Consider the following 22,501-nt stretch of genomic DNA (forward strand, 5'->3'; position numbering starts at 1 on the left):
CGGTGGTGCGGCCCACGCCGGCCAAGGTCCCGGTGGCGCGGCCCGTGTACCGGGCGCCGTCGCGCAAGCCGGCCGAGCACCACATCTCGCCGGTCACCTTCACGCTGCTCACCTCGGCCCCCGCGGTGCTCGCCATCGTCGCCCTGCGCCCGCGCTGAGCGACCGCGCCGAGCACCCGGGCCGAGCACCCACGCCGAGCGCCCGCCCCACGCACCCCCTGACGCCGCACGAACCGAACCTTCTGGGAGTCCCCCGTGTCGGAATGGCTCGTCCTGACCCTCGCGATGCTCGCGGCGTGTGCCGTCGTGCTGTCCATCGCGTTCTTCAACCACCGGCGGATCGGCGAGGACGACGATCCGAACGAGACCCCGGACGTCATCGAGTACATGACGATGATGATCGGCGTGATCTACGCGATCGTGCTGGGCCTGGCCATCGCGGGGGTCTGGGAGGCCCGCGGCGCCGCCCAGGAGTACGTACGCCAGGAGGCGCAGGCGCTGCACGAGGTCAGCGTCCGCTCCGAGGTCTACCCGCCCGAGGTCCGGGCCCGGATCCGGGCGGACGTGGACGCGTACGTCACCCACGTGGTGCGCACGGAGTGGAAGGTGATGGCCGAGCGGGGCGAGCTCACGGACGAGGGGGCGCGCCTGCTCGACAGGCTCCGCCGGGACGTGACCGACTACCAGCCGCAGACCGATCACGAGGGACAGGCCTACCAGCCGCTGGTGGACCAGGTCGCGGCGGTCGACGACGCGCGCAGCGCCCGGGCGGGGAGCGCCGGGGACACCATGCCGGGCGTGGTGTGGTTCGGGCTGATCATCGGGGCGCTGGTCACCGTGGGGATGGTCTTCGCCCTGCAGATCCGGCGCTCGTTCCGGGAGATGCTGCTGGCGGGACTGTTCAGCGCGCTCATCGCCTTCCTGCTGTTCCTGATCTGGGACTTCGACGCGCCGTTCGGCCGGGGCATCGCCGCCACGACCGAGCCGTTCCTGCAGCAGTTCGAGCAGGTGCTGGACCGGAACTGACGCGGCCGCCGAGGGCCGCAAACCGGGGACGGCCGCTCCGTCCCCGGTTCGGCCTACGCGTATGCCCCATTCGCCCGACTCTGATCGCGGGTGGGGGTCCGCGCGCCTAGCGTGGCGGCCATCGAGGTGCACGAACCTCCGCGCGGAAACCATTCCGCGGCTGCTCCTCGTGGATTCGGAGACCAACCATGGGTGCGATACGTACCTCAGTGACTGCCTTGCTCGGCGCCGGAGCCACGGGAGCTGTCCTCGTGCTCGGCGCCTTCGGCGCGTCCGCCGCCGGTGCTGGGTCCGGCCCGCGGCCGGCCGCTCCTGTGACCTCGTTCGCCTTCGCCGTCACCCCGTCGACGGTGGCACCCGGCGGCCAGGTGGTGCTCTCGGTGTCCGGCTGCAACGCCGCCTACGCCACCGTCTCCTCCGGGGTGTTCGACTCCGTGGCGATCCCACGCGGGGAGACCGTGCGGGTGACCGTCGATCGCGACGCCCGGCGCGGAGCCCAGTATTCCGTCTCTTTCACGTGCAACGGCGAGACCGGCTCCACCGATCTGACCATCGCGGGCGGGGTCTCGACGCCCACGACCAGTTCGACCGCCACCGCCCGGGACGGCCGTACGGTCACCGTCGCCCCGGCGGTGCCCCCAGCCCTCCCCCAGGCCGTCCCCTCCGTCGTCCCCACCTTCGTCGCCCCCGCCGTCACCACGGGCACGACCGGCGCGGTACGCGGCGGCGTGGGCGGCAGTGTCGCCGGGATGAACCCGGTGGAACTGGGAGCCGGAGCCGCCCTGCTGCTCGTCGCGACGGCCGGGACGGCGTACGTGCTGCGCCGCCGCTCCGCCGCCGGCGGACGGCACTGAACGCCACCCGCGCCCCGGGTCCTGGTGGGGACCCGGGGCGTTCGGCTGGGGAGGGTGACCGGGGAGGTCCGTCCGGTCAGACCCGCCCGCGAGCCGCGCGGTGACGGCGCTTGAGGTGGATGCCGGCGCCCAGGGCCGCCACCCCGATGAGGCCCGCCCCGATGGCGGTCTCCGCGGTGGACGGGCCGAGGGAGCCGCCGAGACCACCCTGGGCGCCGTTGCCGCTCAGGATCTGGAACTTGTGGGTCCCGATCAGGCTGCTGTCGTTGCACTGCACCTGGAGCGTGTGGATGCCCGGCGCCGCGTGGTTGTAGATGCGCACGGTGGCGTAGTTGGTGGAGCCGGGTGACAGCAGGGTCGGATCGAAGTTCCCGTGCGACCTGACCGTGCCGCCCCGACCGCAGCCGTTGGCGCTGACCTGCATGGTGGAGCCCTGGTGCACGCGGAACGGGTTCACGGCGATGTTCGTGGGCCCGCCGCCACCCCCCGAGGGATTCGCGGTGGCGAAGGACGCACCGAGACCGACGGCGAGAGCGGCCGCCGCGGTCACGGAGAAGGCGCGAAAGGCACGCATGGTGGAACCTCCAGCGGAAAGCGCCCCGGAGCGGTGGCCCGGGATGATCGACGAGAACGCCTCCCACGAGAAACCCTCACGGCAGCCCGCAACCAGCGCATTTCCGCCTTTGGCCCGCCCGGTTGAGCGACACGCCGAAGATCGACCGGCTCCGCTGACGGATCCGCAGGTCACGACCCGTCAGGCATTCATGTGACGAATACCTGGATGGGCGCACCCCGTCCGGCGGCACCCCGGGCCCCGGCGGCGGGCGCACCACCCGTTCGACGCTCCCGCCTCGCCGTCCCCCGCGACCGGACTTAGCGTGCGGGAAGAAGGGCGTAAAGGGGGGGGACAGCAACGCGGGTCGGGACCCCCGCGTCGGGAAGGGACGACTGATGCTGCGCGAGGACGAGACGGGGAAGTCACGCAGGCGCTCACCATGGGGCGTACTCGCCCTGGTCATGCTCTCCGGTCTCGCCATGATCCGTAACGGGACGGGCATGAGCGGGCCACCCCAGCCGACCGCGGCCGCCCGGGTCGAGGTGCGGGCCGACCAGCTGCCGGCGAACCCGCCGCAGCCCCCGCCGGACCTGGAGGTGCTGGACCACTCGTCGGTGCAGCGCATCCGGATCCCGACGATCCACGTGGACGCGCCCGTGATGACGGTCGGCCTGGACCAGCAGGGCTGGATCGACGCGCCGCCGCCGCAGGACCCCAATCTGGCCGGCTGGTACCTCAACGGCATCTCGCCGGGCCAGCGCGGCTCGGCCGTCATCGTGGGGCACGTGGACAACGCGCAGGGACCGGCGGTCTTCTACGGGCTGGGCTCGCTCCGCAAGGGCCAGCGCATCGAGGTGGAGCGCTACGACGGGCGCACGGCGGTGTTCGAGGTGTACGGGGTGGAGGTGTTCTCCAAGGACGCCTTCCCCGGAGCCCGGGTGTACGGGGACACCGGGCATCCCGAGCTCCGGGTGATCACCTGCGGCGGCGGCTACTCGAAGGCGAAGGGGTACGACGGCAACGTGGTCGTCTTCGCGCGCATGGTGGCGACCCGCTGAGGGCTCCCGCGACCCGCCGAGGCTCCGCAATCCCCATGGGGGCTCCAGCGACCGGCTGAGGACTCCCCGCGACCCGCCGATCCCCGCGACCGGCGTCGCACCCCGGCCCGCCCCCGACCCGCGGGCGGGCGGGGGGCCTCAGGCGGCCGGCAGGTGCGCGGGGGACGGCAGGGTCAGCCGGTAGCCGCGGTCGAGCAGCTGGGGAAGGTAGGCGCGCAGCGCCTGCACGCTCTGCGCCCGGTTGCCGCCCGCGTCGTGGTTGAGCACGATCACGCCGGGGGCCGCGCCGCGCAGGACCCGCGAGACGATGGTGGTCGTGCCCGGTTCCTTCCAGTCGAGGGTGTCGACGGTCCAGGCCAGCGGCTCCATGCCCAGCTCGGCGCCGATCTCGAACGCGGCCCGGTTCCAGGCGCCGTAGGGTGCGCGGAACCACCTGGGCGCCTCGCCGACGGCCTGCTGCACGACGTCGCTGGTCCGGACGATCTCGTCGGCGAGCGCCGGCCGGGACAGCCTGGGGATGAGGGGGTGGCTCCAGGTGTGGTTGCCGATGGCGTGGCCCTCCGCGCTGATCCGGCGGACCAGGTCGCGGTGCTCGGTGGCCATCTCGCCGCAGACGAAGAACATCGCCCGCACCTGGTAGCGGGCGAGGGTGTCGAGGATGCCGGGGGTGTAGCGGGGGTCGGGCCCGTCGTCGAAGGTGAGCACCATGGGGCTGCCGCTGCCCGGGGTCAGGGGAAGTTCCAGGACGGGCCGGGTCCGCGGCGTCAGCGGGGCGTTCGGCGGGCGCCGCGCGGGGGCGTCGCCGGTCATCGGCTGGAGCCGGTACGCCGCCCCGGGCGCGCCCTGGGGCGGCTCCACGGCGGGGTGGCCGGGAGCCCCGGCCGCCCCGGCGGCGGTTCCCGCGCCGGTTCCCCCGCCTGGGGTGGCGCCGGGGGTGGAGGGGGTGGCGGGGTCCGTGGGGCCGAGCGCACCGGCCCGGCCGGGGTTGCCCTCACCTCCGGTGAGCAGGCCGGAGGCGGCGGCGATTCCGAGGAAGACGGCGGCACGCAGCAGCACGCGCCGCCCGACTGTCGGCTCGTCATTTTTCATCATTACTACGTATCAACGAGATCGGCGCGGATGTCGAGAGGCGCGGTCACGTCGGGATCTCCTCACCCGACCGGCCCAGCCGTCCTCGGCGCGCACGGCGGGGTCCGCCGTGCCGGACGGCACCATGGACCCATGAGCGAACCCCTGCGCACCCGTGTCCTCGACGTCACCACCGGCACCGACGAGCGCGTCCACGACCTGACCGCCGCCTGCACCGCGTTCCTCGCGGAGGTCGCGCCGGGCCGGGACGGGCTGCTGAACGTCTTCGTCCCGCACGCCACGGCCGGCATCGCCCTGATCGAGACGGGCGCCGGCAGTGACGACGACCTGCTGGCGGCCCTGCGGACCCTGCTGCCCGCCGACGACCGCTGGCAGCACCGCCACGGCAGCCCGGGCCACGGCCGCGACCACGTCCTGCCGGCCGTCGTCCCCCCGCACGCCACCCTCCCCGTCGTCGGCGGGGAACTGGCCCTCGGCATGTGGCAGTCGGTCTGCCTGGTCGACACCAACGGCGACAACCCGCACCGGCAGGTCCGGTTGAGCTTCCTGGGCTGACCCGTCAGCCGCGGCGGACCAGCGGGAAGGGCAGGGTCTCGCGGATGGTGCGGCCCGTCAGGAACATGACCAGGCGGTCCACGCCGATGCCCAGACCGCCCGTGGGCGGCATCGCGTACTCCAGGGCGTCCAGGAAGTCCTCGTCGAGTTCCATCGCCTCGGGGTCGCCGCCCGCCGCCAGCAGGGACTGCTCGGTCAGCCGGCGGCGCTGTTCGACCGGGTCGGTGAGTTCGGAGTACGCGGTGCCCAGTTCGGTGCCGAAGGCGACCAGGTCCCAGCGCTCGGCCAGCCGCGGGTCGTGGCGGTGCTGGCGGGTGAGCGGCGAGACGTCGGTGGGGAAGTCCTTGTAGAAGGTGGGCAGCAGGGTGCGTTCCTCCACCAGCCGCTCGTACATCTCCAGCACCACGTCGCCCCGGGTGTCGTCGGGGGTGTGCGGGACCCCGGCGCGGTCGCAGAGCCGGCGCAGGACGTGCTCGTCGGTGTCGGCGTCGACCTCCTCGCCGAGGGCCTCGCTGACGGCGCCGTAGAGGGTCTTGACCGGCCACGGCCCGGAGATGTCGTGCTCGACGAGGCGCCCGTCGGGCCCGGCCTTGCGGGCCACGGGGGAGCCGAAGGCGGCCGTGGCGGCGCCCTGGATCAGCTCGCGGGTCAGGTCCAGCATCACGTCGTAGTCCGCGAAGGCCTGGTAGGCCTCCAGCATGGTGAACTCGGGGTTGTGCTTGTAGGAGACGCCCTCGTTGCGGAAGGTACGGCCCATCTCGAAGACCTTCTCCATACCGCCGACGCACAGCCGCTTGAGGTACAGCTCGGGGGCGATGCGCAGGTAGAGGTCGAGGTCGTAGGCGTTGATGTGGGTGCGGAAGGGCCGGGCGTTGGCCCCGCCGTGGATCTGCTGGAGCATCGGGGTCTCGACCTCCAGGAAGCCGCGGTCCAGCAGCCCCTGGCGCAGCGCCTGCACGGCGGTGGAGCGGGCCCGGACCACCTCGCGGGCCTCGGGGCTGGCGACCAGGTCGAGGTAGCGGCGGCGGACCCGGGCCTCGGGGTCGGCCAGGCCCTTGCGCTTGTCGGGCAGCGGGCGCAGGCACTTGCCGGTGAGCTGCCAGTCGCGGACCACGACGGACAGCTCGCCGCTCTTGGCGGCGCCGACCTCGCCGGTCGCCACCACGTGGTCGCCGAAGTCGACCTGGGCGGTGAACGCGTCCAGGGCCGCCCCCGACTCCTCCCGGGTGAACATCAGCTGGAGGTCGCCGGACCAGTCGCGCAGCAGCGCGAACACCACCCCGCCGAGGTCGCGGACGACCATCACCCGGCCTGCGACGGTGACCTCCTCCCCGGTGCGGCTGCCCCCGGCGAGCCCGGGGTGGGCCGCGCGCAGCGCGGCGAGCGTGTGGGTGCGCTGCCGGATGCCCACCGGGTACGGGTCGGTGCCGGCGGCGACGAGCCGGTCCAGCTTGCGGTGGCGGACCCGGACCTGCTCGGGCAGCCGCTCGGCCGCCGGGGCCTCCTCCCCCACGGCCTCCAGGCCGAGGTCGGCGATGGCCGGCAGGCCCTCGGTGGTGGCGGGGGAGGAGATGCCCCGGGGGCGGCCGTTGCCCCAGAGCTTGCGCAGGCTCGGCACGGACACGAAACCCTCGGCGACACCGGAGGCGAGACTCACCCGGGCGAGTGAACCGGCGTCCTGGTAGCAGAGGAAGCGGGGGTACCACTCGGGCCCGTACTTGACGTTCGAGCGGTACAGGGCCTCCAGCTGCCACCAGCGGGAGAAGAACAGCAGCAGCCTGCGCCACAGCTTCAGCACGGGTCCGGCGCCGATCCGGCCGCCCTCCTCGAAGGCGGACCGGAACACCGCGAAGTTGAGGGAGATCCGGCGCACGCCCAGCTTGGGGGAGGCGGCGCAGAGCTCGGCGACCATGAACTCCATGACGCCGTTGGGGGCGCCGCGGTCGCGGCGCATCAGGTCCAGGGAGATGCCGTCCTTGCCCCAGGGGACGAAGGACAGCAGGGCGATGAGCTCGCCGTGGGCGTCGAAGGCCTCGACGAGGAGGCAGTCGCCGTCGGCGGGGTCGCCGAGGCGGTCCAGCGCCATGGAGAAGCCGCGCTCGGTCTCGGTGTCGCGCCACCGGTCCGCCCGGTCGACGATGCGTTCCATCTCCTGCGCGGTGAGCGCGGCGTGGCGGCGGATCCGGGCGGTGCAGCCGGCTCGTCTCACCCGGTTGACGGCCTGCCGGGTCACGCGCATGTCGCGGCCGTCGAGGTCGAAGTGGGCCACGTGCACGATCGCCTCGTCGCCGAGCTGCAGGGCGCTCAGGCCGGAGCGGGCGTAGGCCCGGGCGCCTTCCTCGGAGGCGCCCATGACGGCGGGCTGCCAGCCGTACCGGCGGGCCACCCGCAGCCAGGCGTCGATGGCGGCGGACCAGGCACCGGGATCGCCGACCGGGTCGCCGCTCGCCAGGCACACCCCGACCTCGACGCGGTAGGTGACGGCCGCCTTGCCGCTGGGGGCGAAGACCACGGCCTTGTCGCGGCGGGTGGCGAAGTAGCCGAGGGAGTCGCCCCGGCCGTACGCGCCGAGCAGGGCCCGGATCCGCGGCTCCTCGTCGCCGTGCAGGGCGGCGTGCATCCGCTGGGAGCGGAAGAGGGTGGCGGCGGCGTTCAGCAGGGCGAGGGCGCCGAACAGACCGAGCAGGAAGTACAGGGGCCGGGGCGGGCGGCCGTCGAACTGGCGGGCGGAGAAGAGACCGCCGAAGACCTGCTTGGCGGCCCAGTCCAGCCACTGCCCCCGCGGCAGGGAGCCGGGGAACAGCGCGACCAGCCCCCAGCCCAGCAGGACGGCGGCGAGCAGCCCGAGTCCGAGGACGAGCAGGGCGCGCCACAGCGCGCCCGGGCGGGAGTCGGCGTAGAACTCCTTGCGGGCGGCGACGAGGATGCCCAGGGCGGCCAGCGCCAGGACCATCGAGGGGCCGCCGATCCAGAACTCGCCGTCGGCCATGAGCAGCAGATCGACGAGGATCAGCAGGGCCAGATAGGTGACGACGATCCACCAGGCGATCTTCTTGCGGATGCCGAGGGCGGCGGCGAGCAGGAAGAGGAAGACCGCGTAGGCGAGGTTGGCGCTGACCGGGACCACGAAGATGTCGAGGAACCGCACGACGGGGCCCAGCAACCGGCGCAGGGTGGGGGAGAGCGCCAGCAGGGCGCACAGCAGGCCGAGCGCTCCGAAGAACGCTCCGAATGCGTCGGGCACCCGGTTCAGGAAGCGGTTCCGGGTGCCGTGGGGCTCCACGGCGGTCACACTCATGGTTGGCACTGTAGGGAGCGGCGCAGGGCTCCGCTCGCCGAGCGCACGCGCCCCGACGATGTGACAGGACATCTGATCACACCGTTCGGCCCGCCGACCCGGCCTCTCGGCGGCCGAGCGGCCCGGCCTTCAGCGGCCCGGTGGCCCGGCCGCTCAGCGGCCCGCCGTCAGGCCGTCCTTGGCGGCGCCCCGGCCGAGGACCGCTTCGGTGACGGCGTCCTGCGCGGTCCGGTAGGCCTGGTCGCCGGGGTCCTCGGCGAGGGCGGCCGGCAGGTTGACGACCCGGCCGGTGTCGAGGTCGTACGCCTGCGGGACGAACTCCGCCCTGGTGACCTGCCAGCGGCCGCCGGCGGTGGCCGGCGGCTCGAAGCGGAAGCGGCCCAGGGAGCTGTAGTTGCCGCGCGGGTCGAAGTCGCCGGAGTGGTTGTACATGGTGCCCGCGACCTGGTCGCCCATGCCGTAGACGATCCAGGTGCCGTTGACCTTCTCGTACGCCTGCGGGACGTGCGCGTGGGTGCCGAGGATCAGGTCGATGTCGGGACGGCCCCCGGTCCGCGAGGCGGTGAGCGAGCGGCCGAGGGCGAGCTGGCGCTCGTCGGGGTCGGTCTGCCACTCGGTGCCCCAGTGCAGGCTGACCAGCACCACGTCGGCCCCCGCCGTGCGGGCGGCGCGGGCGTCCGCGACGATCTTCTTCTCCTCCATCAGGTTGACCGCCCAGGGCTGCCCCTCGGGCATCGGGTAGCCGTTGGTGTCGAAGGTGTACGCCAGGTGCGCCACCTTGGCCGAGCCGGCGCGGTACACCGGCGGCCGGGCGGCCTCGGCCGCCGTGCGGGCCGAGCCGGAGTGGCCCAGGCCCACCTTGTCGAAGCGGTCCAGGGTGCGGCGCAGTCCGTCGGCGCCGTCGTCGAGGGTGTGGTTCGAGGCCGTGGAGCAGCCGTCGTAGCCGGTGGCCTTCAGGCCGTCGGCGACCTGGGGCGGCGAGACGAAGGCGGGGTAGCCGGAGAACGGCCCGTCCTCGTCGCCGTAGACGGTCTCCATGTGGCACAGGGCCAGGTCGGCGCCCGAGACCACCGGCCGGACCGCCGCGAACATCGGCCGGAAGTCGTAGCCGTCGCCGCCCGCGTCGGCGTGGGCGCGCTGGATGACCGAGCCGTGCGGCAGGACGTCGCCACTGGCCACCAGGGTGAAGCCGCGGGCGCCGGAGGGGGCGGGGGCCGTCGACGACTGCGCCCCGTGCCCCCCGCGCAGCCGGGCGGCGGCCGGGGCGGAGTCCCCGGAGGCCGAGCAGCCGGCGGCGGCCGGGAGCAGGACGGCCGCGAGGACGGCGAGGGCCCGGCGTGCGTGGCGCTTGGTCATCGATCCCGCTTTCCGAGGGGCACGTCCGAGCACACCCGGACAGCCGGACCCACAGCTCATATGACTATCTGATGATTCGAATCCACTAGAGAGTGCCGTCGCCGTCAAGCGACGGCGCCGCGCGGCCCGCCCCGCGCCACCTGGACGGCGCAGCGGACGCTCGCCGGACCCGCGTGCCGTTCACCGCGCCGTTCGACCGTTCGTCGTGCGCCCAGGCCGCCCGTCGGCCCGGCGGGGCGCTTGGGCGCAGCACCCGCGCAGACCCGTTCCCGGACGGCCCGGCCCAGGTCAGGGTGAGTCTCCCGAGCCGTTCGCCCCGCGGAAGGAGCTCCCCGGTGCCCCTCTCCCCCACTCTGACCCGCACCGCCCCCGAGGCACTGGCCGCGCTCCAGCGCGACCACGGCCGGGCCCTGTTCGGTTTCCTGCTGGGCCTGACGGGCGGCGACACGCAGCGCGCCGAGGACCTCGTGCAGGAGACCCTGGTGCGCGCCTGGCAGCACCCCGAGGCGTGGGAGAGCGGCCACGACTCGATGCGGCCCTGGCTGTTCACCGTCGGCCGGCGCCTGGCCATCGACGCGCGCCGGGCCCGGCTGTCGCGGCCCCAGGAGGTGGACTCCGAGGCGCTGGAGCAGGCGCCGGCGCCGTTCGACGGGGTGAGCAGCTCGGTCACGGCCATCGACGTACGGCGGGCCGTGGGGAGCCTGGGCCCGGAGCACCGCGAGGTGCTGCTGCAGGTGTACTTCCGGGACCGCTCGGTGGCCGAGGCCGCGGCCGAGCTCGGCATCCCGGCCGGCACCGTCAAGTCCCGGACGTACTACGCCCTTCGGGCCCTGAGGAAGGACCTCCAGGGGTACGGTCTGGGGGCATGAGCGGGCCGCCCCTGGGTAACGGCTCGAAGAATGACCGGGATACGCTCGAAACAGGCGAAGAGCGCATCGAAATCGGCAGCAAACCGTTCAAGTTGAGTAAACATCCCCCGTGTCGCGAGGCCGTCGGGGAAGGCTCGACGCAGACGGCGAGAGGTTCGACGCGCGGGAGAAGGTGGAACGGGTGCAGCCCGAGGGTACGAACGGCACCAGTGACGGCGGGCTCGCGGTGCCCATGGCGTGGCTCTACGCGGAGTACATCGCGGACGAGCTGCTCCGGACGGGCCGGCTGATCCCGGCCAGTTCGCTGGAGTTCCGCGCCGGCCGCGACACCCTGGCGCTGACCATCTACCTCTCGGACGCCGCCGGGGAGCTCTCCGGGATCCGGGTGGTCTCGCAGCTGGACGAGTGGCTCTCGTTGACGGCGTACGGGCACCCCTGGCGGGACTGGGTGCGCACCCGCTTCCTCCAGCTGGGCGAGGAGGCGCGGGAGCGCGGCCGGGGCGAGGACCCCGACCTGGAGCTCGCCCGGGCCGCCTGGCGCTGGCTGGACCGCACCGAGCTGTTCGCCACGGATCTGGACCCAGGCCACCCCGAGCACCCGCACATGCCCCTGCTCCCGGACGAGAACGACCGGGTGTGGACCCCGGCCTGGCAGCTGGGGCTGCCGCTGGGACACCTGGCGATGCACCTGTTCTGAGCGCTCCGGCGACCACCCCGGCCCGGCCCGATCCGAGAGAGACGACCTAGCCCTCGCGGTCGGCGACCAGCCCGCTGAAGTCGGCCTCGTTGCGCTCGGCCCGCCGGACGTACCGGTGGGCGATCAGCCACAGCACCGGGTACACGGCCACGCCCAGCACGGCCCAGACCAGCGGCCCGTGGCGCAGCCCCGGCAGCAGGAACAGCAGCGGCAGCGTCGCCACCGTCAGGCCCAGGGCGGCCAGCGCGCCCAACCCGGCGCGCAGCTGGCTGCGCATCAGGGCGCGCACGTAGGTGGTCCCGAGGGTGGTCTGCTCCGAGATCTCCGAGCGGGCGGGAGCGTACGCGGGCGGCCGGGGGCGGGCGCCGCGCGGCACTCCGGTGACGACCTCCCGGCGGGGCGGGGTCTGCTGCTCCTCCGACACGGTCCGGGAGTCTACGGCGCCGCTCGCCCCGCGGGCAGTGCGCCTATTTCAGCAGCCGGGACAGGCGCCGGTCGGCCAGCGGCTTCCCGCCGGTCTGGCAGGTGGGGCAGTACTGGAGCGAGGAGTCGGCGAAAGACACCTCGCGGATGGTGTCGCCGCAGACCGGGCAGGGCTCCCCGGTGCGGCCGTGCACCCGCAGCCCGCTCTTCTTCTCGGCCTTGAGCCGGCCGGCCGCCACGCCGTGGGAGCGTTCGACGGCCTCGCCCAAGGTCTCCCGCACCGCCGTGTACAGGTGGGTGATCTGCTCGTCGTCGAAGGAGGCCGCGAGCTTGAACGGCGAGACCTTGGCCTGGTGGAGGATCTCGTCGCTGTAGGCGTTGCCGATGCCCGCGATCACGCTCTGGTCGCGCAGCACGCCCTTGATCTGCCGCCGCTCCCCCGCCAGCAGCGCGGCGAACGCATCCCGGTCGAAGTCCGCCGCCAGCGGGTCGGGGCCCAGCCGGGCGATGCCGGGCACCTCCTGCGGGTCGTGGACGACGTACACGGCGAGCCGTTTCTGGGTGCCGGCCTCGGTGAGGTCGAAGCCGCCGCCCCCGGCGAGGGCCACGCGCAGGGCGAGCGGGCCCTTGCCGGGCCGGGGCGGGCGCTCGGGCAGGGTGTCCTGCCAGCGCAGCCAGCCGGCACGGGCCAGATGGGTGACGAGGAAGAGGTCGCCGACGGGGACGGCCAGGAACTTGCCGTACCGCGCGGTGGGACCGGCCGGCTGCCCTTCGAGCGCGCTCGGCGGCGGGTCGTAGGTCTTGAGCACGCTGACGGCGAGCGGGAGGACGCGCTCGACCACCCGCCCGGTCAGATGCTCGTCGAGGAACTCCCTCAGCGCCTCGACCTCCGGCAGCTCCGGCATGCTCCCAGCCTGCCGAACGAACGCCCCGGACGCGAGCGGGACGATCAGGTCAGGCCGAACTCGCACCACACGCACTTGCCGCCGCCCCGCGGCTCCACGCCCCATACGTCGGCCAGCCGGTCCACGAGCATCAGCCCGCGGCCCGAGACGCCCGAGTCGCCGGCGTCCCGGCGGCGCGGCAGGGCGCTGGAGCGGTCCTCGACCTCGACGCGCAGCCGGCGGTCGGGGCCGGTGCCGGGCAGGACGCGCAGGGTGACGATCGCGGGGCCGTCGGTGTGCATCAGGGCGTTGACGATCAGCTCGTCGGCCACGAGCTCCATCTCGTCGGCGCGGTCCCGGGCGCCCCAGGCGCGGACCGCGGCGCCGATCATGTGCCGGGCCGAGACGAGGGCCTCGGGGTCGCCGGGGGCGACGTGCTGCTGGAGGCGGCCGCCGCCCGGAGGGGCGTCCTCGACGTGCCGGCGCAGCAGCAGCAGCGCCATGTCGTCGTCCCCGCCGCGCTCGTCGACGATCCCGCAGAGCAGGTCCGCCAGCTGCGGCAGGCCCGCCGGGCCTTCCCGGATGAGGCCGGTGAGGTGCGCGATCCCCTCGTCGAGGTCGGCGCCCGGCTGCTCGACCAGGCCGTCCGTGCACAGCACGAGCGTCTCCCCGGGGTCGAGTTCCACGGTGGTGACCGGGTAGTCCAGCAGGCCGAACTCGGCGGACAGGCCGAGCGGCATGCCGCCCGCCACCGCCAGGCGGCGGGTCTCGCCGTCGCGGGCGCGCAGCAGGGGGTCGATGTGGCCGGCGCGGACCAGCTGGACGACTCCGGTGGTGAGGTCGGCCTCGGCGTAGGTGCAGGTGGCGAAGCGGTCGGTGTCGAGTTCGTGGAGGAAGACCGAGGCCCGGGCCATCACGGTGGCCGGGGCGTGGCCCTCGGCGGCGTAGGCGCGCAGCACGATGCGCAGCTGGCCCATGACGGCGGCGGCGTGGGTGTCGTGGCCCTGGACGTCGCCGATGACGACCCCGACCCGGCCGCCGGGCAGCTGGACGACGTCGTACCAGTCGCCGCCGATGTCGCGGCCCATCCGGGCGGAGCGGTAGCGCACGGCCAGCTGGGCCCCGGGGACCGCCGGGATGCGGCGCGGCAGCATGGCCTGCTGGAGGCCCTCGGCGATGTCGTGCTCCTGTTCCAGGAGCATGGCGCGCTGCAGGCTCTGGGCGATGGAGCTGCCGAGCGCCACCAGGAGGTTGCGTTCCTCCTGGGTGAAGCCGTCCTTGTCCTGGTAGAGCAGGCCGATCGCGCCGATCGGCCGGGCCTGGGCGATCAGCGGCAGGTAGGCGGCGGCCGAGATGGACATGTCGGTGATCTTCGACCAGAGGCCGGGGTAGCCGGCGGCGAACTCCTCCGCGGAGTCGATGAACCGGGGCTGGAGCGAGCGGACCACCTCGCTCATCGGGTAGTTCTCGTCGATGCGGGTGTAGCGGGTGCCGGGGACGTAGCTGCCGGCCGGCCCCTCGGCCACGAGGTGGATCCGGCCCGCCTCGACCAGGCCCATGACCATGCCCATCGTGCCGAGCCGCTCCAGGCCGTTGGAGTCGCTGAGCGCGCTGATGACGTCGCGCACGGTCCGGGCGTGGGCGAGCGCGGCCGTGGTGCTCTCGACGACGGAGGTCTGCCGGCGCCGCTCCTCGTCGAGGCCGAGCCGTTCGGCGGAGTGGCTGAGCTCCTCGGTGGCGTCGCGGACGATGCCGATGATCCGGTACGGCCGGCCGGCCTCGTCGCGCAGGACCCGGCCCTGGGTGTGGGTCCAGCGCAGCCGTCCGTCCCGGCAGCGGATGCGGAAGTAGGCGCCGTACGTCGGGGTGCCGGTCTTGAGCGCGCTGGAGACCAGGGCGTCGAGGCGGACGGCCTCGGCCGGGGGGACGCGGTGGCGCAGCGACTCGGGCCTGCCGTCGTACTCCTCGGCGACCGTGTCGAAGACGTCCAGTGCCGGTGCGTCCATGTGCATGAGCCCGGTGGCCAGGTCCCAGTCGAAGCTGCCCATCCGGTTCAGCGCGAGGGACAGGTCCGGGTGTGCGGGCCAGTCGTCCGGCAGCGATACGGTGGTCGGCACCGATCCACCATGACACACCACCCGGTCAGGCGCTCTCCAGCTCGACGTCGGGCTCGGGGAGGACCTCGGCGTCCGGGCTGGTGTTCGGGTCGGTCGGGTCGAGCGGCAGGTTCGGGTCGACGGGCTCGGCGAACGGGTCCTGGGTGAGGCCGTCGAGGGGCTGGGTGAGGTCCTCCGGAGCGGTGGGGGTCAGGCCGGGGTCGGTGGGCAGTCCGGTGCCGGGGTCCGTCGGGTCGGTCGGCACCGGGCGGGGCGGGCTGGGGGGCGCGTCCGGGATCTCGGGCTGCCGGGGCCTGGTCTGCGGGTTCGCGGGGGGCTGCTGGGGGACGCCGGGGTCGGCGGGGACGGGCTGGCCGTCGGCCGCGTCGGTGCGGGCCTGCGGGTCCTGCGGGGTCTGGGTCGTGGGGGGGCGGTCCGGGATGCCCTCGGCGGGGTCGTAGGGGGTCAGGTGCTGGGGGACCTTGTCCTGGGCGCCGTCGTCCCCGGTCCTGCGTTCGAGCCAGGTGTTGTTCAGGAGGTTGACCAGGACCAGGTTGTCGACCGTCTGCATGGTCGGCTCGACCACGATCACCTGGTTGGGCTGGTAGCCCGCCCAGGGGTCGCCCTTGTGGACGGGGGCGCCTTTGGGGGCGCGCGGGGCCTGCAGGGGGTTGCCGCAGGCGCAGCGGACGCGGGGCATGCCGTGGGCGTCGACCAGTACGGCGGTGCCGGCCTGGAGGACGGCCTGGTGGCCGGTGGCCTTGCCGTCGCGGAACCCGTGGTTGGTGACGCGGGTGTCGGCGCGCAGCACGACCGGGGTGAGGCCGCGCAGGAACTCGGGGAGCTCGGCCGCCTCGACCCCGGAGGTCTCGGCGAAGACGCGGGCCTTGTCGTCGTCCTCGGTCAGCAGGCGCAGCTGCTGCTCGATGTCGCAGCTGCCCAGCCGCTGGGTGCCGGCGTACAGGCCGGGGGTGGCGGCGTTGACGGTGCGGATGCCCTGGCCGGTGGGGTTGGGCACGGGGGCCTGGGCGGGGGCGGACTCGTTGGTGGCGGAGGAGGTGGTGAAGGGGTCGGCGCCGGCGGCGGCGACGGGCACGAGGTGGAGGTCGGCGCTCTCCCCGGAGCCGTGGTGCCGGCTGCCCTGCGCGTCGGTGCAGCCCGTGGCGAGCAGGCCGACGGCGGCGAAGAGGGCTGCCGTGGCGGGCGCGTGACGTCGCGAAGCCTGACGGAGTGTCGGTCCGTGCACGAGAATCTCCCTTTTCGCCCCGGTTGCTCCCTCCTGTCTGCCGCAAGTCGGGAGGGCCCGCAAGCCGAGATCCGCAGCCGGCGGCACTTGAACATGTTCAACGAACCCCCTACGCTCACGCTTGCGAGTTGAACGCGTTCAAGGCGTTCGGCCGCACGGGGAGGGGAGTCCACGGTGACGATTCTGGTGAACCTGGTCGTCACCCTGGGCATGCTCGCGGTGGTCCCCGCGGGCCTCCGCCTGATCGACCCGTCCGCACTCGCCCGACTCGCCCGGCTCTGGCCCTGCCTGGCCGCCCCCGGCGCCCTGTCCCTGTGGCTGCCGCGCGGCCACACCGCCACCGCGCTCGCCGTACTCTACGCGGCCGCCGCCTCGGCGCTGGCGCTGCGGGCGCCCGTCCGGCTGCTGCGCACCCGCTCCCTGGCCCCGCCCGAGATCGCGGCGCTCACCGCGCTGGGCTCCCCGGCCGTGGCCGGGACCGCCCTGGTGGCCGAGCGGGCCGGGTACCGGCTCTTCGGCTTCGACCTCGACGTCCTGGCGCTGACCGTGCCGCACTTCCACTTCGCCGGGTTCACCGCCGCGCTCGTGGCCGGCCTGGTCTGCCGGGCCGCCCGGCCGGGACCGGCCGCGCGCTGGGCGGCGTACAGCGTCCCCGGGGGCACGCTGCTGGTGCTGGCCGGGTACTTCGTCGGCGACCTGGCCGAGCTCGTCGGCGCCGTGGTGCTGACCGCCGGGATGTGGTCGGTGGCCCTGCTGACCTGGCGCGAGATCCGGCCCGGCGCTCCCGGCCGGGGCACCCGGGTCCTGCTGGGCACCTCGGCGGGCGTCCTGGTCGCCACCATGCTGCTCGCCGTGTGGTGGGCCTTGGGCGAGGCCACCGGCGTGGCGCACCCCACCCTGACCTGGATGGCCGCCACGCACGGCCTCGGCAACGCCCTCGGCTTCGCCGTCTGCTCACTGCTGGCCTGGCACCGCCTGAGCCGCACCCGCTCTCCCCTCCGGAAGGAGCTCCCGACATGACCCGTCTCCTCAGCAGCCCGCGCGAGGGCCTGAGCTACCCCGACCGCGGGGCCACGGCCCGCAGGCCGTTGCCCGGCGGCTACCACCACCTGCGCCACCGGGCGCCCATCGGCCGGGGCCGGGCCGTCTTCGAGGCCGCCGGCACGGCCCTGACCACGCTCGCCGTGCACCGCGGCACCGGATTCGCCGTCCACGCCGAGCACACGCCCGTGCGGACCGGCACGCGGGTCACCGTCGGACTCGGCTTCGGACCGCTGCGCGTCACCGCCCCGTGCGAGGTCGTGGCGACGACGTACGCGCCCGACCGGGCCGGATTCGCGTACGGGACACTGACCGGGCACCCGGAGAGCGGCGAGGAGTCGTTCCTGGTGGAACTTGCCGCGGACGGCACGGTCTGGTTCGAGGTCACCGCGTTCAGCCGGCCCGCGGTCTGGTACACCCGGCTGGCCGGGCCGGTCGTCCCCTTCCTCCAGCTGCGCTACGCCCGCTGGTGCACCCGGATCCTGCGCCGGCTGGCCGCGCGCGGCTGAGGCGGCGCGGCCGATACTGGAGACGATGGACTGGTTCACCGCGCCCGCGTACTGGACGGGCCGGCTGGTCTTCCAGCGGGCCCTGGCCGGGGTGTACCTGGTCGCCTTCCTCGCGGCGCTCTTCCAGTTCCGCGCCCTGATCGGCAGCCGCGGCATGCTGCCGGTGCCCGAGTACGTGCGCCTGGTGCCGTTCCGGCGGGCCCCCAGCCTGTTCCAAGTGCGCTACTGCGACGGACTCTTCGCCGGCTGCGCGGTCCTCGGGGCGGTGGGGGCGGCGGCGCTGGCGGCCGGCGTCGGCGATCTGGTGCCGCTGGGCTGCGCCATGGCGCTGTGGGCCCTGCTGTGGGTGCTCTACCTGTCGATCGTCAACGTCGGGCAGACCTGGTACGCCTTCGGCTGGGAGTCGCTGCTGCTGGAGGTCGGCTTCCTCGCGGTGTTCCTCGGCAACGCCCGGGTGGGGCCACCGGTGCTGGTGCTGTGGCTGCTGCGCTGGGTGCTGTTCCGGGTCGAGTTCGGCGCCGGGCTGATCAAGATGCGCGGGGACCCGTGCTGGCGCAAGCTCACCTGCCTGGACCACCACCACGAGACCCAGCCGATGCCGGGCCCGCTGAGCTGGTTCTTCCACCACCTGCCCAAGCCGGTGCACCGGGTGGAGTGCGCGGCGAACCACGTCACCCAACTGGTCGTCCCCGTCCTGCTCTTCACGCCGCAGCCGGTGGCCTCGATCGCGGCCGGGGCGGTCGTGGCCACCCAGCTGTGGCTGGTGCTCTCCGGGAACTTCGCCTGGCTGAACTGGATCACCATCACCGTCGCGCTGTCCGCGGTGGACTTCACCGCCCTGACCGGACCGCCCCCGGCGGCCGCCTCCCGGGCGGCGCCGCTGTGGTACGTCGTCCTGGTCTGCGCGGTGACCGCGCTGGTGCTGGTCCTCAGCCGGCACCCGGTGCGGAACATGATCTCCCGCCGCCAGGTGATGAACCGGTCCTTCGACTCCCTGCACCTGGTCAACACCTACGGCGCCTTCGGCACGGTCGGCCGGGTCCGCGACGAGGTGGTGGTCGAGGGCACCGCCGACGAGGTGCCGCGCGCCGACGGGGACTGGCGGGAGTACGGCTTCAAGGGCAAGCCGACCGAACTGCGGCGGATGCCCCGCCAGTTCGCGCCGTACCACCTGCGCCTGGACTGGCTGATGTGGTTCGCGGCCCTCTCCCCCGGGTACGCGCGCGACTGGTTCGGCCCGTTCGTCGAGCGGCTGCTGACCGGCGACCGGGACACCTTGCGGCTGCTGCGCCACAACCCGTTCCCGGACGCCCCGCCGGTCTTCGTCCGCGCCCGCCTGTACCGCTACCGCTTCACCACCTGGCGCGAGCTGCGCGAGACGGGCGCGTGGTGGCACCGCACGCTCCTGCGCGAATACCTCCCCCCGACCCGCCTCGCCGAACCCGGCCCCGTGCGGTCCCGCGGGGACTGACGCCCGCACGACCGGGGCCGGGCGCCACCCCGGCGCCCGCCCCCGGTCGCACCTCAGCCGGTGGGGCCGGTGAGCAGTTCGGCCTCCCGGGCCGGGGAGAGCCCGGGGCGGGGGCGGTCCGGGCGGTGCGGGGGTGCGCCGTCGAGGGAACGCAGCCAGGCCCAGGTGTCGTTCACGGTGTCCTCGACCGGGCGGCAGACCAGGCCGCCGGCGAGGGCCTTGGAGACGTCCCCGCCGTGCATGAAGTCGTGCAGCTCACCGGCCGGGAGCCAGATCGGCAGCTCGATCCAGGGCTCCACCCCGGCGGCGAGGATCCGGGCGGGGTCGGTCCACACCAGCTCGGCGCGGTCGCCGGTGGCGGCGGCGCAGGCCGTCAGCAGGCTGCCGATGGTGGCGTGCCCGGAGGGGGAGGCGATGTTCCAGGCGCCGGCCCGGCCGGCGCCGGCGGCGTCCAGGGTCCACCGGGCCAGGTCCCGGACGTCGACGTACTGGAGCGGAAGGTCCTGCGGGCCGGGCGCGAGAACTCTGCCGCCCTGCGCCATCCGGGTGAGCCACCAGGGCAGTCGGCCGATGTTCTCGTACGGTCCGAGGACCAGCCCGGCGCGGACGAGCAGGGCGTGGTCGGCGCCGAACGCCTCCAGGGCGGCCAGTTCACCGCCCCGCTTGTCCTCGGCGTAGCCGACCGGCCCGGCGTCGGGCGAGCCGTCGACGAGCGGCCCGTCCTCGGTCAGCCCGGCGGGCGCGGGATAGGCGTGGACGGACCGGCTGGAGACGTAGACGTAGTGCCGGACCCGGCCGTGGAGCAGCCGGGCGCTGTCGCGGACGGCGGTGGGGGCGCCGCTCCAGGTGTCGACGACCACGTCCCAGGTGCCGTGGGAGAGGGCGGCGAGGCCGCCGGGCTCGGTGCGGTCGCCGTGCAGGGAGCCGGCCCCGGGCGGCGGGGCGTGGCGGCCGCGGTGGAAGACGGTCACCTCCCAGCCCCGGTCCAGGGCGTCCTCGGTGATCGCGCGGCCGACGAACTCGGTTCCCCCGAGCATCAAGAGCTTCATGGCGGCCAGCCTGCGGCCGACCAGGACGGCGGGGGAAGCGGTGATCGCCCACAGCGATGACGCTGTGGGCGTACGCCGCGCCCCCGCGGCCTTGCGGGCAGCGGGGGCGGGGCGAGGACCAGGTCGAGGGGCTCAGTCGATACCGGGCAGGATGTGCGGCTCGGCGAGGTCGTCCTCGTAGCCGGCGAGCCGGATGGGGGCCGAGCGGGCCCACACCTCCAGGCTCCCCAGCTCGTCGGAGCGGGGGCGGGTGCGCCGCTCGGTCCACTCCAGCAGGCCTTGGTCGTGCTTCGTCAGTTCTGGTGTCACCGCGCACTCCTTCGTGTCGGGTAACCCGTCGGGGCGAACCGCGCCGCGGGTGGGGGGATCAGGGCTTCCGAGCGCGGTGGCGCTGTCTCTCTCGACACGGAGCGTGGCCCGGGTGAGGCCGTCCGTGTGCATCAGGGTACACATATGAGCAGGCCCCCGCTCGATAGGAGAGTAAAATCCGTCTGGTTCCCCCACTTTCGCCCCACGTTCATGAAGTCGCACGTCGGCGTGTCGCGGGGAGCGGCTCCCCGCCGACCGGCGGGCGGGGGCGGTGCTCGACCTCGCAGCGGCGGCGCGGGAGGGGGCGGGGAGGCGGAGCAGGGTGATGCGCCCCGGCGGAGCCGGCGGCGGACCGGCGGGCGGGGCGCGGTGCGCGGGCCGGGGCGGGCGCGCAGGGCGGGGTGCGCGGGCGGGGCGCGGGCGTGGTGATCAGGTGCGGCGCGGCGTCCGAGAAGGGGGCGCGGCGCGCGGGTGGGGCGGCGGGTGCGGGTGCCCGCCGCCCCCGTGGTGACTACCAGTTGGCCGGCGCGTAGTCCTTGAGGAAGACGCCGTACAGGTCCTCGCCGGCCTCGCCGCGGACGACGGGGTCGTAGACCCGGGCCGCGCCGTCGACCAGGTCGAGGGGGGCGTGGAAACCCTCCTCGGCCAGGCGCAGCTTGTCGTAGTGCGGGCGCTCGTCGGTGATCCAGCCGGTGTCGACCGAGGTCATCAGGATCCGGTCGGTCTGGAACATCTCCTGGCCGCTGGTCCGCGTGACCATGTTCATGGCGGCCTTGGCGGCGTTGGTGTTCGGGTGCCCGGCGCCCTTGTAGCCGCGGCTGAACACGCCTTCCATCGCCGAGACGTTGACGACGTACGCGCGCCCGCTGGACGCCTTGCGGGCGGCCTCGGCCATCACCGGCCGGAGCTTGCTGATCAGGATGAACGGCGAGGTGTAGTTGCACAGCTGGGTCTCCAGCAGCTCGACCGGGGAGATCTGGTCGATGGTCTGGACCCAGGTGTTGGTCTCCACGACGTCCGGCAGCAGACCGCCGGCGTCGATGGCGGTGCCGTCGAGGTGCCGTTCGAGGCTGGCGTTGCCGGCGACCAGCGCGAGGTCGGCGACCTTCTGCGCCTCCAGCCCGCTGACGCCGACGGGCAGCGCCGCCAGGCCGTCGACCGCACCGGAGTTGAACGCGCCGATCACGTGGTGGGCGGGCAGCTCACCGGCCGGCAGCGGGGCGCTCTCGCCCTCGACCAGCGCGGCGTAGGCGGTGGGCAGGCGGCGCACGGTCTGGGTCGCGTTGTTGATGAGGATGTCCAGCGGACCGGCGTCGGCCACCTGGTCGGCGAGCGCCACGGCCTGCGCCGGGTCGCGCAGGTCGATCCCGACGACCTCCAGGCGGTGGATCCAGTCCGCGGAGTCCTCCATCGCCTTGAAGCGGCGGATGGCGTCCTTGGGGAAGCGCGTGGTGATCGTCGTGTGCGCGCCGTCGCGCAGCAGCCGCAGCGCGATGTACATGCCGATCTTGGCGCGGCCGCCGGTGAGGAGCGCGCGCTTGCCGGTGAGGTCGGCGCGGGCCTCGCGCTTGGCGCGGTTCACGACGGCGCAGGTCGGGCAGAGCTGGTGGTAGAAGTAGTCGACCTCGACGTACCGCGTCTTGCAGACGTAGCAGGAGCGCGGGCGCTGGAGTATCCCCGCGATCCGGCCGGCCTCGGTGACCGAGGAGGGCAGGATGCCCTCGGTCTCGTCGTCGATGCGCTGCGCCGAGCCGGTGGCGGTGGCCTCGGTGACGGCCTTGTCGTTGGCGGTCTTGGCCGCGCGGCGCTCCTGGCGGCGGCGCTGCTTGACCGTCCGGTAGATGCCGGCGGTGGCTCGCCGCACGGCGATGGCGTCGGGGTGGTCGACCTCCAGCTTGTCCAGCTCCGCCAGCACGCTGAGGCAGACGGCCATGCGCTCGGGGTCGATACCCGGCCCGTATGCCTGGTTGTCTTCGGTCACCGTCATGGCCGCTGTCGTTCCTCGATCGCTCGTCCGCGTCCGCCTGTCGCGGAAAACCTGCGGGAAGTCCCCAAAAGGGGAACTGTACGGATCGGGGGCGCCGGGAACCAAACCCGGGCGGAGCTCCCTCACGCA

General features: G+C 74.1%; 20 protein-coding genes. 9 read left to right on the forward strand and 11 right to left on the reverse strand.

Annotated features, from left to right (window positions below; translation table 11 throughout):
- Positions 1–254 precede the first annotated feature (254 nt).
- Positions 255–1,025 (forward strand): bestrophin-like domain, encoded by a 771-nt coding sequence (locus LG632_RS15065; RefSeq protein WP_226727569.1) that lies wholly within the window; start codon positions 255–257, stop codon positions 1,023–1,025.
- 209 nt (positions 1,026–1,234) lie between these two features.
- Positions 1,235–1,879, forward strand: coding sequence for a hypothetical protein (locus LG632_RS15070; RefSeq protein WP_308108472.1), 645 nt, complete (start codon positions 1,235–1,237; stop codon positions 1,877–1,879).
- A 76-nt stretch (positions 1,880–1,955) separates the two neighbouring features.
- Here the strand turns inward: LG632_RS15070 and LG632_RS15075 are convergent, their stop codons facing one another.
- Positions 1,956–2,453, reverse strand: coding sequence for a hypothetical protein (locus LG632_RS15075; RefSeq protein ID WP_226727571.1), 498 nt, complete (start codon positions 2,451–2,453; stop codon positions 1,956–1,958).
- Positions 2,454–2,830: 377 nt separating this feature from the next.
- Here LG632_RS15075 and LG632_RS15080 point away from each other — a divergent pair, with 377 nt between their 5' ends.
- A complete protein-coding gene (locus LG632_RS15080; protein ID WP_226727572.1) occupies positions 2,831–3,493 on the forward strand; it encodes a class F sortase in 663 nt (220 codons plus the stop codon).
- Between the two features lie 138 nt (positions 3,494–3,631).
- Here the strand turns inward: LG632_RS15080 and LG632_RS15085 are convergent, their stop codons facing one another.
- Positions 3,632–4,582, reverse strand: a complete 951-nt coding sequence (locus LG632_RS15085) for a polysaccharide deacetylase family protein (protein WP_226727573.1) — start codon at positions 4,580–4,582, stop codon at positions 3,632–3,634.
- Between the two features lie 132 nt (positions 4,583–4,714).
- Here LG632_RS15085 and LG632_RS15090 point away from each other — a divergent pair, with 132 nt between their 5' ends.
- Positions 4,715–5,137, forward strand: coding sequence for a YjbQ family protein (locus tag LG632_RS15090; RefSeq protein WP_226727574.1), 423 nt, complete (start codon positions 4,715–4,717; stop codon positions 5,135–5,137).
- Between the two features lie 4 nt (positions 5,138–5,141).
- On the opposite strand, the gene lysX is transcribed toward LG632_RS15090, so the two are convergent.
- A complete protein-coding gene (gene lysX / locus LG632_RS15095; protein ID WP_226727575.1) occupies positions 5,142–8,435 on the reverse strand; it encodes a bifunctional lysylphosphatidylglycerol synthetase/lysine--tRNA ligase LysX in 3,294 nt (1,097 codons plus the stop codon).
- 153 nt (positions 8,436–8,588) lie between these two features.
- The gene (locus LG632_RS15100; RefSeq protein WP_226727576.1) at positions 8,589–9,791 is read right to left on the reverse strand and encodes a CapA family protein; all 1,203 of its coding nucleotides are present in this window, start codon (positions 9,789–9,791) and stop codon (positions 8,589–8,591) included.
- Between the two features lie 335 nt (positions 9,792–10,126).
- Between LG632_RS15100 and LG632_RS15105 the strand changes: the two genes are divergently transcribed.
- On the forward strand, positions 10,127–10,660 hold the full coding sequence (locus tag LG632_RS15105; protein WP_226727577.1) for a sigma-70 family RNA polymerase sigma factor: 534 nt from the start codon (positions 10,127–10,129) through the stop codon (positions 10,658–10,660).
- A gap of 232 nt (positions 10,661–10,892) precedes the next feature.
- Positions 10,893–11,357 (forward strand): hypothetical protein, encoded by a 465-nt coding sequence (locus LG632_RS15110; protein WP_226727613.1) that lies wholly within the window; start codon positions 10,893–10,895, stop codon positions 11,355–11,357.
- Positions 11,358–11,403: 46 nt separating this feature from the next.
- On the opposite strand, the gene LG632_RS15115 is transcribed toward LG632_RS15110, so the two are convergent.
- The 4 genes from LG632_RS15115 to LG632_RS15130 are packed head-to-tail and all read right to left on the reverse strand — an operon-like array spanning position 11,404 to position 16,006.
- Positions 11,404–11,781: a hypothetical protein gene (locus tag LG632_RS15115; RefSeq protein ID WP_226727578.1), complete on the reverse strand. Its 378-nt coding sequence runs from the start codon at positions 11,779–11,781 to the stop codon at positions 11,404–11,406.
- A gap of 43 nt (positions 11,782–11,824) precedes the next feature.
- Positions 11,825–12,685 carry an Fpg/Nei family DNA glycosylase gene (locus tag LG632_RS15120; RefSeq protein ID WP_226727579.1) on the reverse strand — a complete coding sequence of 287 codons (861 nt, stop codon included), beginning with the start codon at positions 12,683–12,685 and terminating at the stop codon, positions 11,825–11,827.
- Between the two features lie 44 nt (positions 12,686–12,729).
- On the reverse strand, positions 12,730–14,799 hold the full coding sequence (locus LG632_RS15125) for a SpoIIE family protein phosphatase (RefSeq protein WP_226727615.1): 2,070 nt from the start codon (positions 14,797–14,799) through the stop codon (positions 12,730–12,732).
- 7 nt (positions 14,800–14,806) lie between these two features.
- Positions 14,807–16,006 (reverse strand): DUF6777 domain-containing protein, encoded by a 1,200-nt coding sequence (locus LG632_RS15130; RefSeq protein WP_226727580.1) that lies wholly within the window; start codon positions 16,004–16,006, stop codon positions 14,807–14,809.
- 174 nt (positions 16,007–16,180) lie between these two features.
- Between LG632_RS15130 and LG632_RS15135 the strand changes: the two genes are divergently transcribed.
- Genes LG632_RS15135 through LG632_RS15145 form a run of 3 tightly spaced genes read left to right on the forward strand, consistent with a single transcriptional unit; the run spans position 16,181 to position 19,027 of the window.
- On the forward strand, positions 16,181–17,026 hold the full coding sequence (locus tag LG632_RS15135) for a YndJ family protein (protein ID WP_226727581.1): 846 nt from the start codon (positions 16,181–16,183) through the stop codon (positions 17,024–17,026).
- On the forward strand, positions 17,023–17,556 hold the full coding sequence (locus tag LG632_RS15140; RefSeq protein ID WP_226727582.1) for a DUF1990 domain-containing protein: 534 nt from the start codon (positions 17,023–17,025) through the stop codon (positions 17,554–17,556). The genes LG632_RS15135 and LG632_RS15140 overlap by 4 nt, the downstream gene beginning before the upstream one ends.
- A 25-nt stretch (positions 17,557–17,581) precedes the next feature.
- Positions 17,582–19,027 (forward strand): lipase maturation factor family protein, encoded by a 1,446-nt coding sequence (locus LG632_RS15145; protein ID WP_226727583.1) that lies wholly within the window; start codon positions 17,582–17,584, stop codon positions 19,025–19,027.
- A 53-nt stretch (positions 19,028–19,080) separates the two neighbouring features.
- On the opposite strand, the gene LG632_RS15150 is transcribed toward LG632_RS15145, so the two are convergent.
- From LG632_RS15150 to LG632_RS15160, 3 genes are all read right to left on the reverse strand, one after another.
- Positions 19,081–20,076: an NAD-dependent epimerase/dehydratase family protein gene (locus tag LG632_RS15150; RefSeq protein ID WP_226727584.1), complete on the reverse strand. Its 996-nt coding sequence runs from the start codon at positions 20,074–20,076 to the stop codon at positions 19,081–19,083.
- Between the two features lie 132 nt (positions 20,077–20,208).
- Complete coding sequence (locus tag LG632_RS15155; RefSeq protein ID WP_226727585.1) at positions 20,209–20,385, reverse strand: hypothetical protein; 177 nt, start codon at positions 20,383–20,385, stop codon at positions 20,209–20,211.
- Between the two features lie 511 nt (positions 20,386–20,896).
- The gene (locus LG632_RS15160) at positions 20,897–22,372 is read right to left on the reverse strand and encodes an SDR family NAD(P)-dependent oxidoreductase (RefSeq protein ID WP_226727586.1); all 1,476 of its coding nucleotides are present in this window, start codon (positions 22,370–22,372) and stop codon (positions 20,897–20,899) included.
- Positions 22,373–22,501 lie beyond the last annotated feature (129 nt).

Source organism: Streptomyces antimicrobicus (assembly GCF_020532625.1).
GTDB lineage: Bacteria > Actinomycetota > Actinomycetes > Streptomycetales > Streptomycetaceae > Streptomyces > Streptomyces antimicrobicus.

Bases quoted from the DNA above. Each gene is read 5' to 3' on its own strand.
- LG632_RS15075 (WP_226727571.1), bottom strand. From the start codon at position 2,453: ATGCGTGCCTTTCGCGCCTTCTCCGTGACCGCGGCGGCCGCTCTCGCC.
- LG632_RS15080 (WP_226727572.1), top strand. From the start codon at position 2,831: ATGCTGCGCGAGGACGAGACGGGGAAGTCACGCAGGCGCTCACCATGG.
- LG632_RS15085 (WP_226727573.1), bottom strand. From the start codon at position 4,582: ATGAAAAATGACGAGCCGACAGTCGGGCGGCGCGTGCTGCTGCGTGCC.
- LG632_RS15090 (WP_226727574.1), top strand. From the start codon at position 4,715: ATGAGCGAACCCCTGCGCACCCGTGTCCTCGACGTCACCACCGGCACC.
- lysX (WP_226727575.1), bottom strand. From the start codon at position 8,435: ATGAGTGTGACCGCCGTGGAGCCCCACGGCACCCGGAACCGCTTCCTG.
- LG632_RS15100 (WP_226727576.1), bottom strand. From the start codon at position 9,791: ATGACCAAGCGCCACGCACGCCGGGCCCTCGCCGTCCTCGCGGCCGTC.
- LG632_RS15110 (WP_226727613.1), top strand. From the start codon at position 10,893: ATGGCGTGGCTCTACGCGGAGTACATCGCGGACGAGCTGCTCCGGACG.
- LG632_RS15120 (WP_226727579.1), bottom strand. From the start codon at position 12,685: ATGCCGGAGCTGCCGGAGGTCGAGGCGCTGAGGGAGTTCCTCGACGAG.
- LG632_RS15140 (WP_226727582.1), top strand. From the start codon at position 17,023: ATGACCCGTCTCCTCAGCAGCCCGCGCGAGGGCCTGAGCTACCCCGAC.
- LG632_RS15145 (WP_226727583.1), top strand. From the start codon at position 17,582: ATGGACTGGTTCACCGCGCCCGCGTACTGGACGGGCCGGCTGGTCTTC.
- LG632_RS15150 (WP_226727584.1), bottom strand. From the start codon at position 20,076: ATGAAGCTCTTGATGCTCGGGGGAACCGAGTTCGTCGGCCGCGCGATC.
- LG632_RS15160 (WP_226727586.1), bottom strand. From the start codon at position 22,372: ATGACGGTGACCGAAGACAACCAGGCATACGGGCCGGGTATCGACCCC.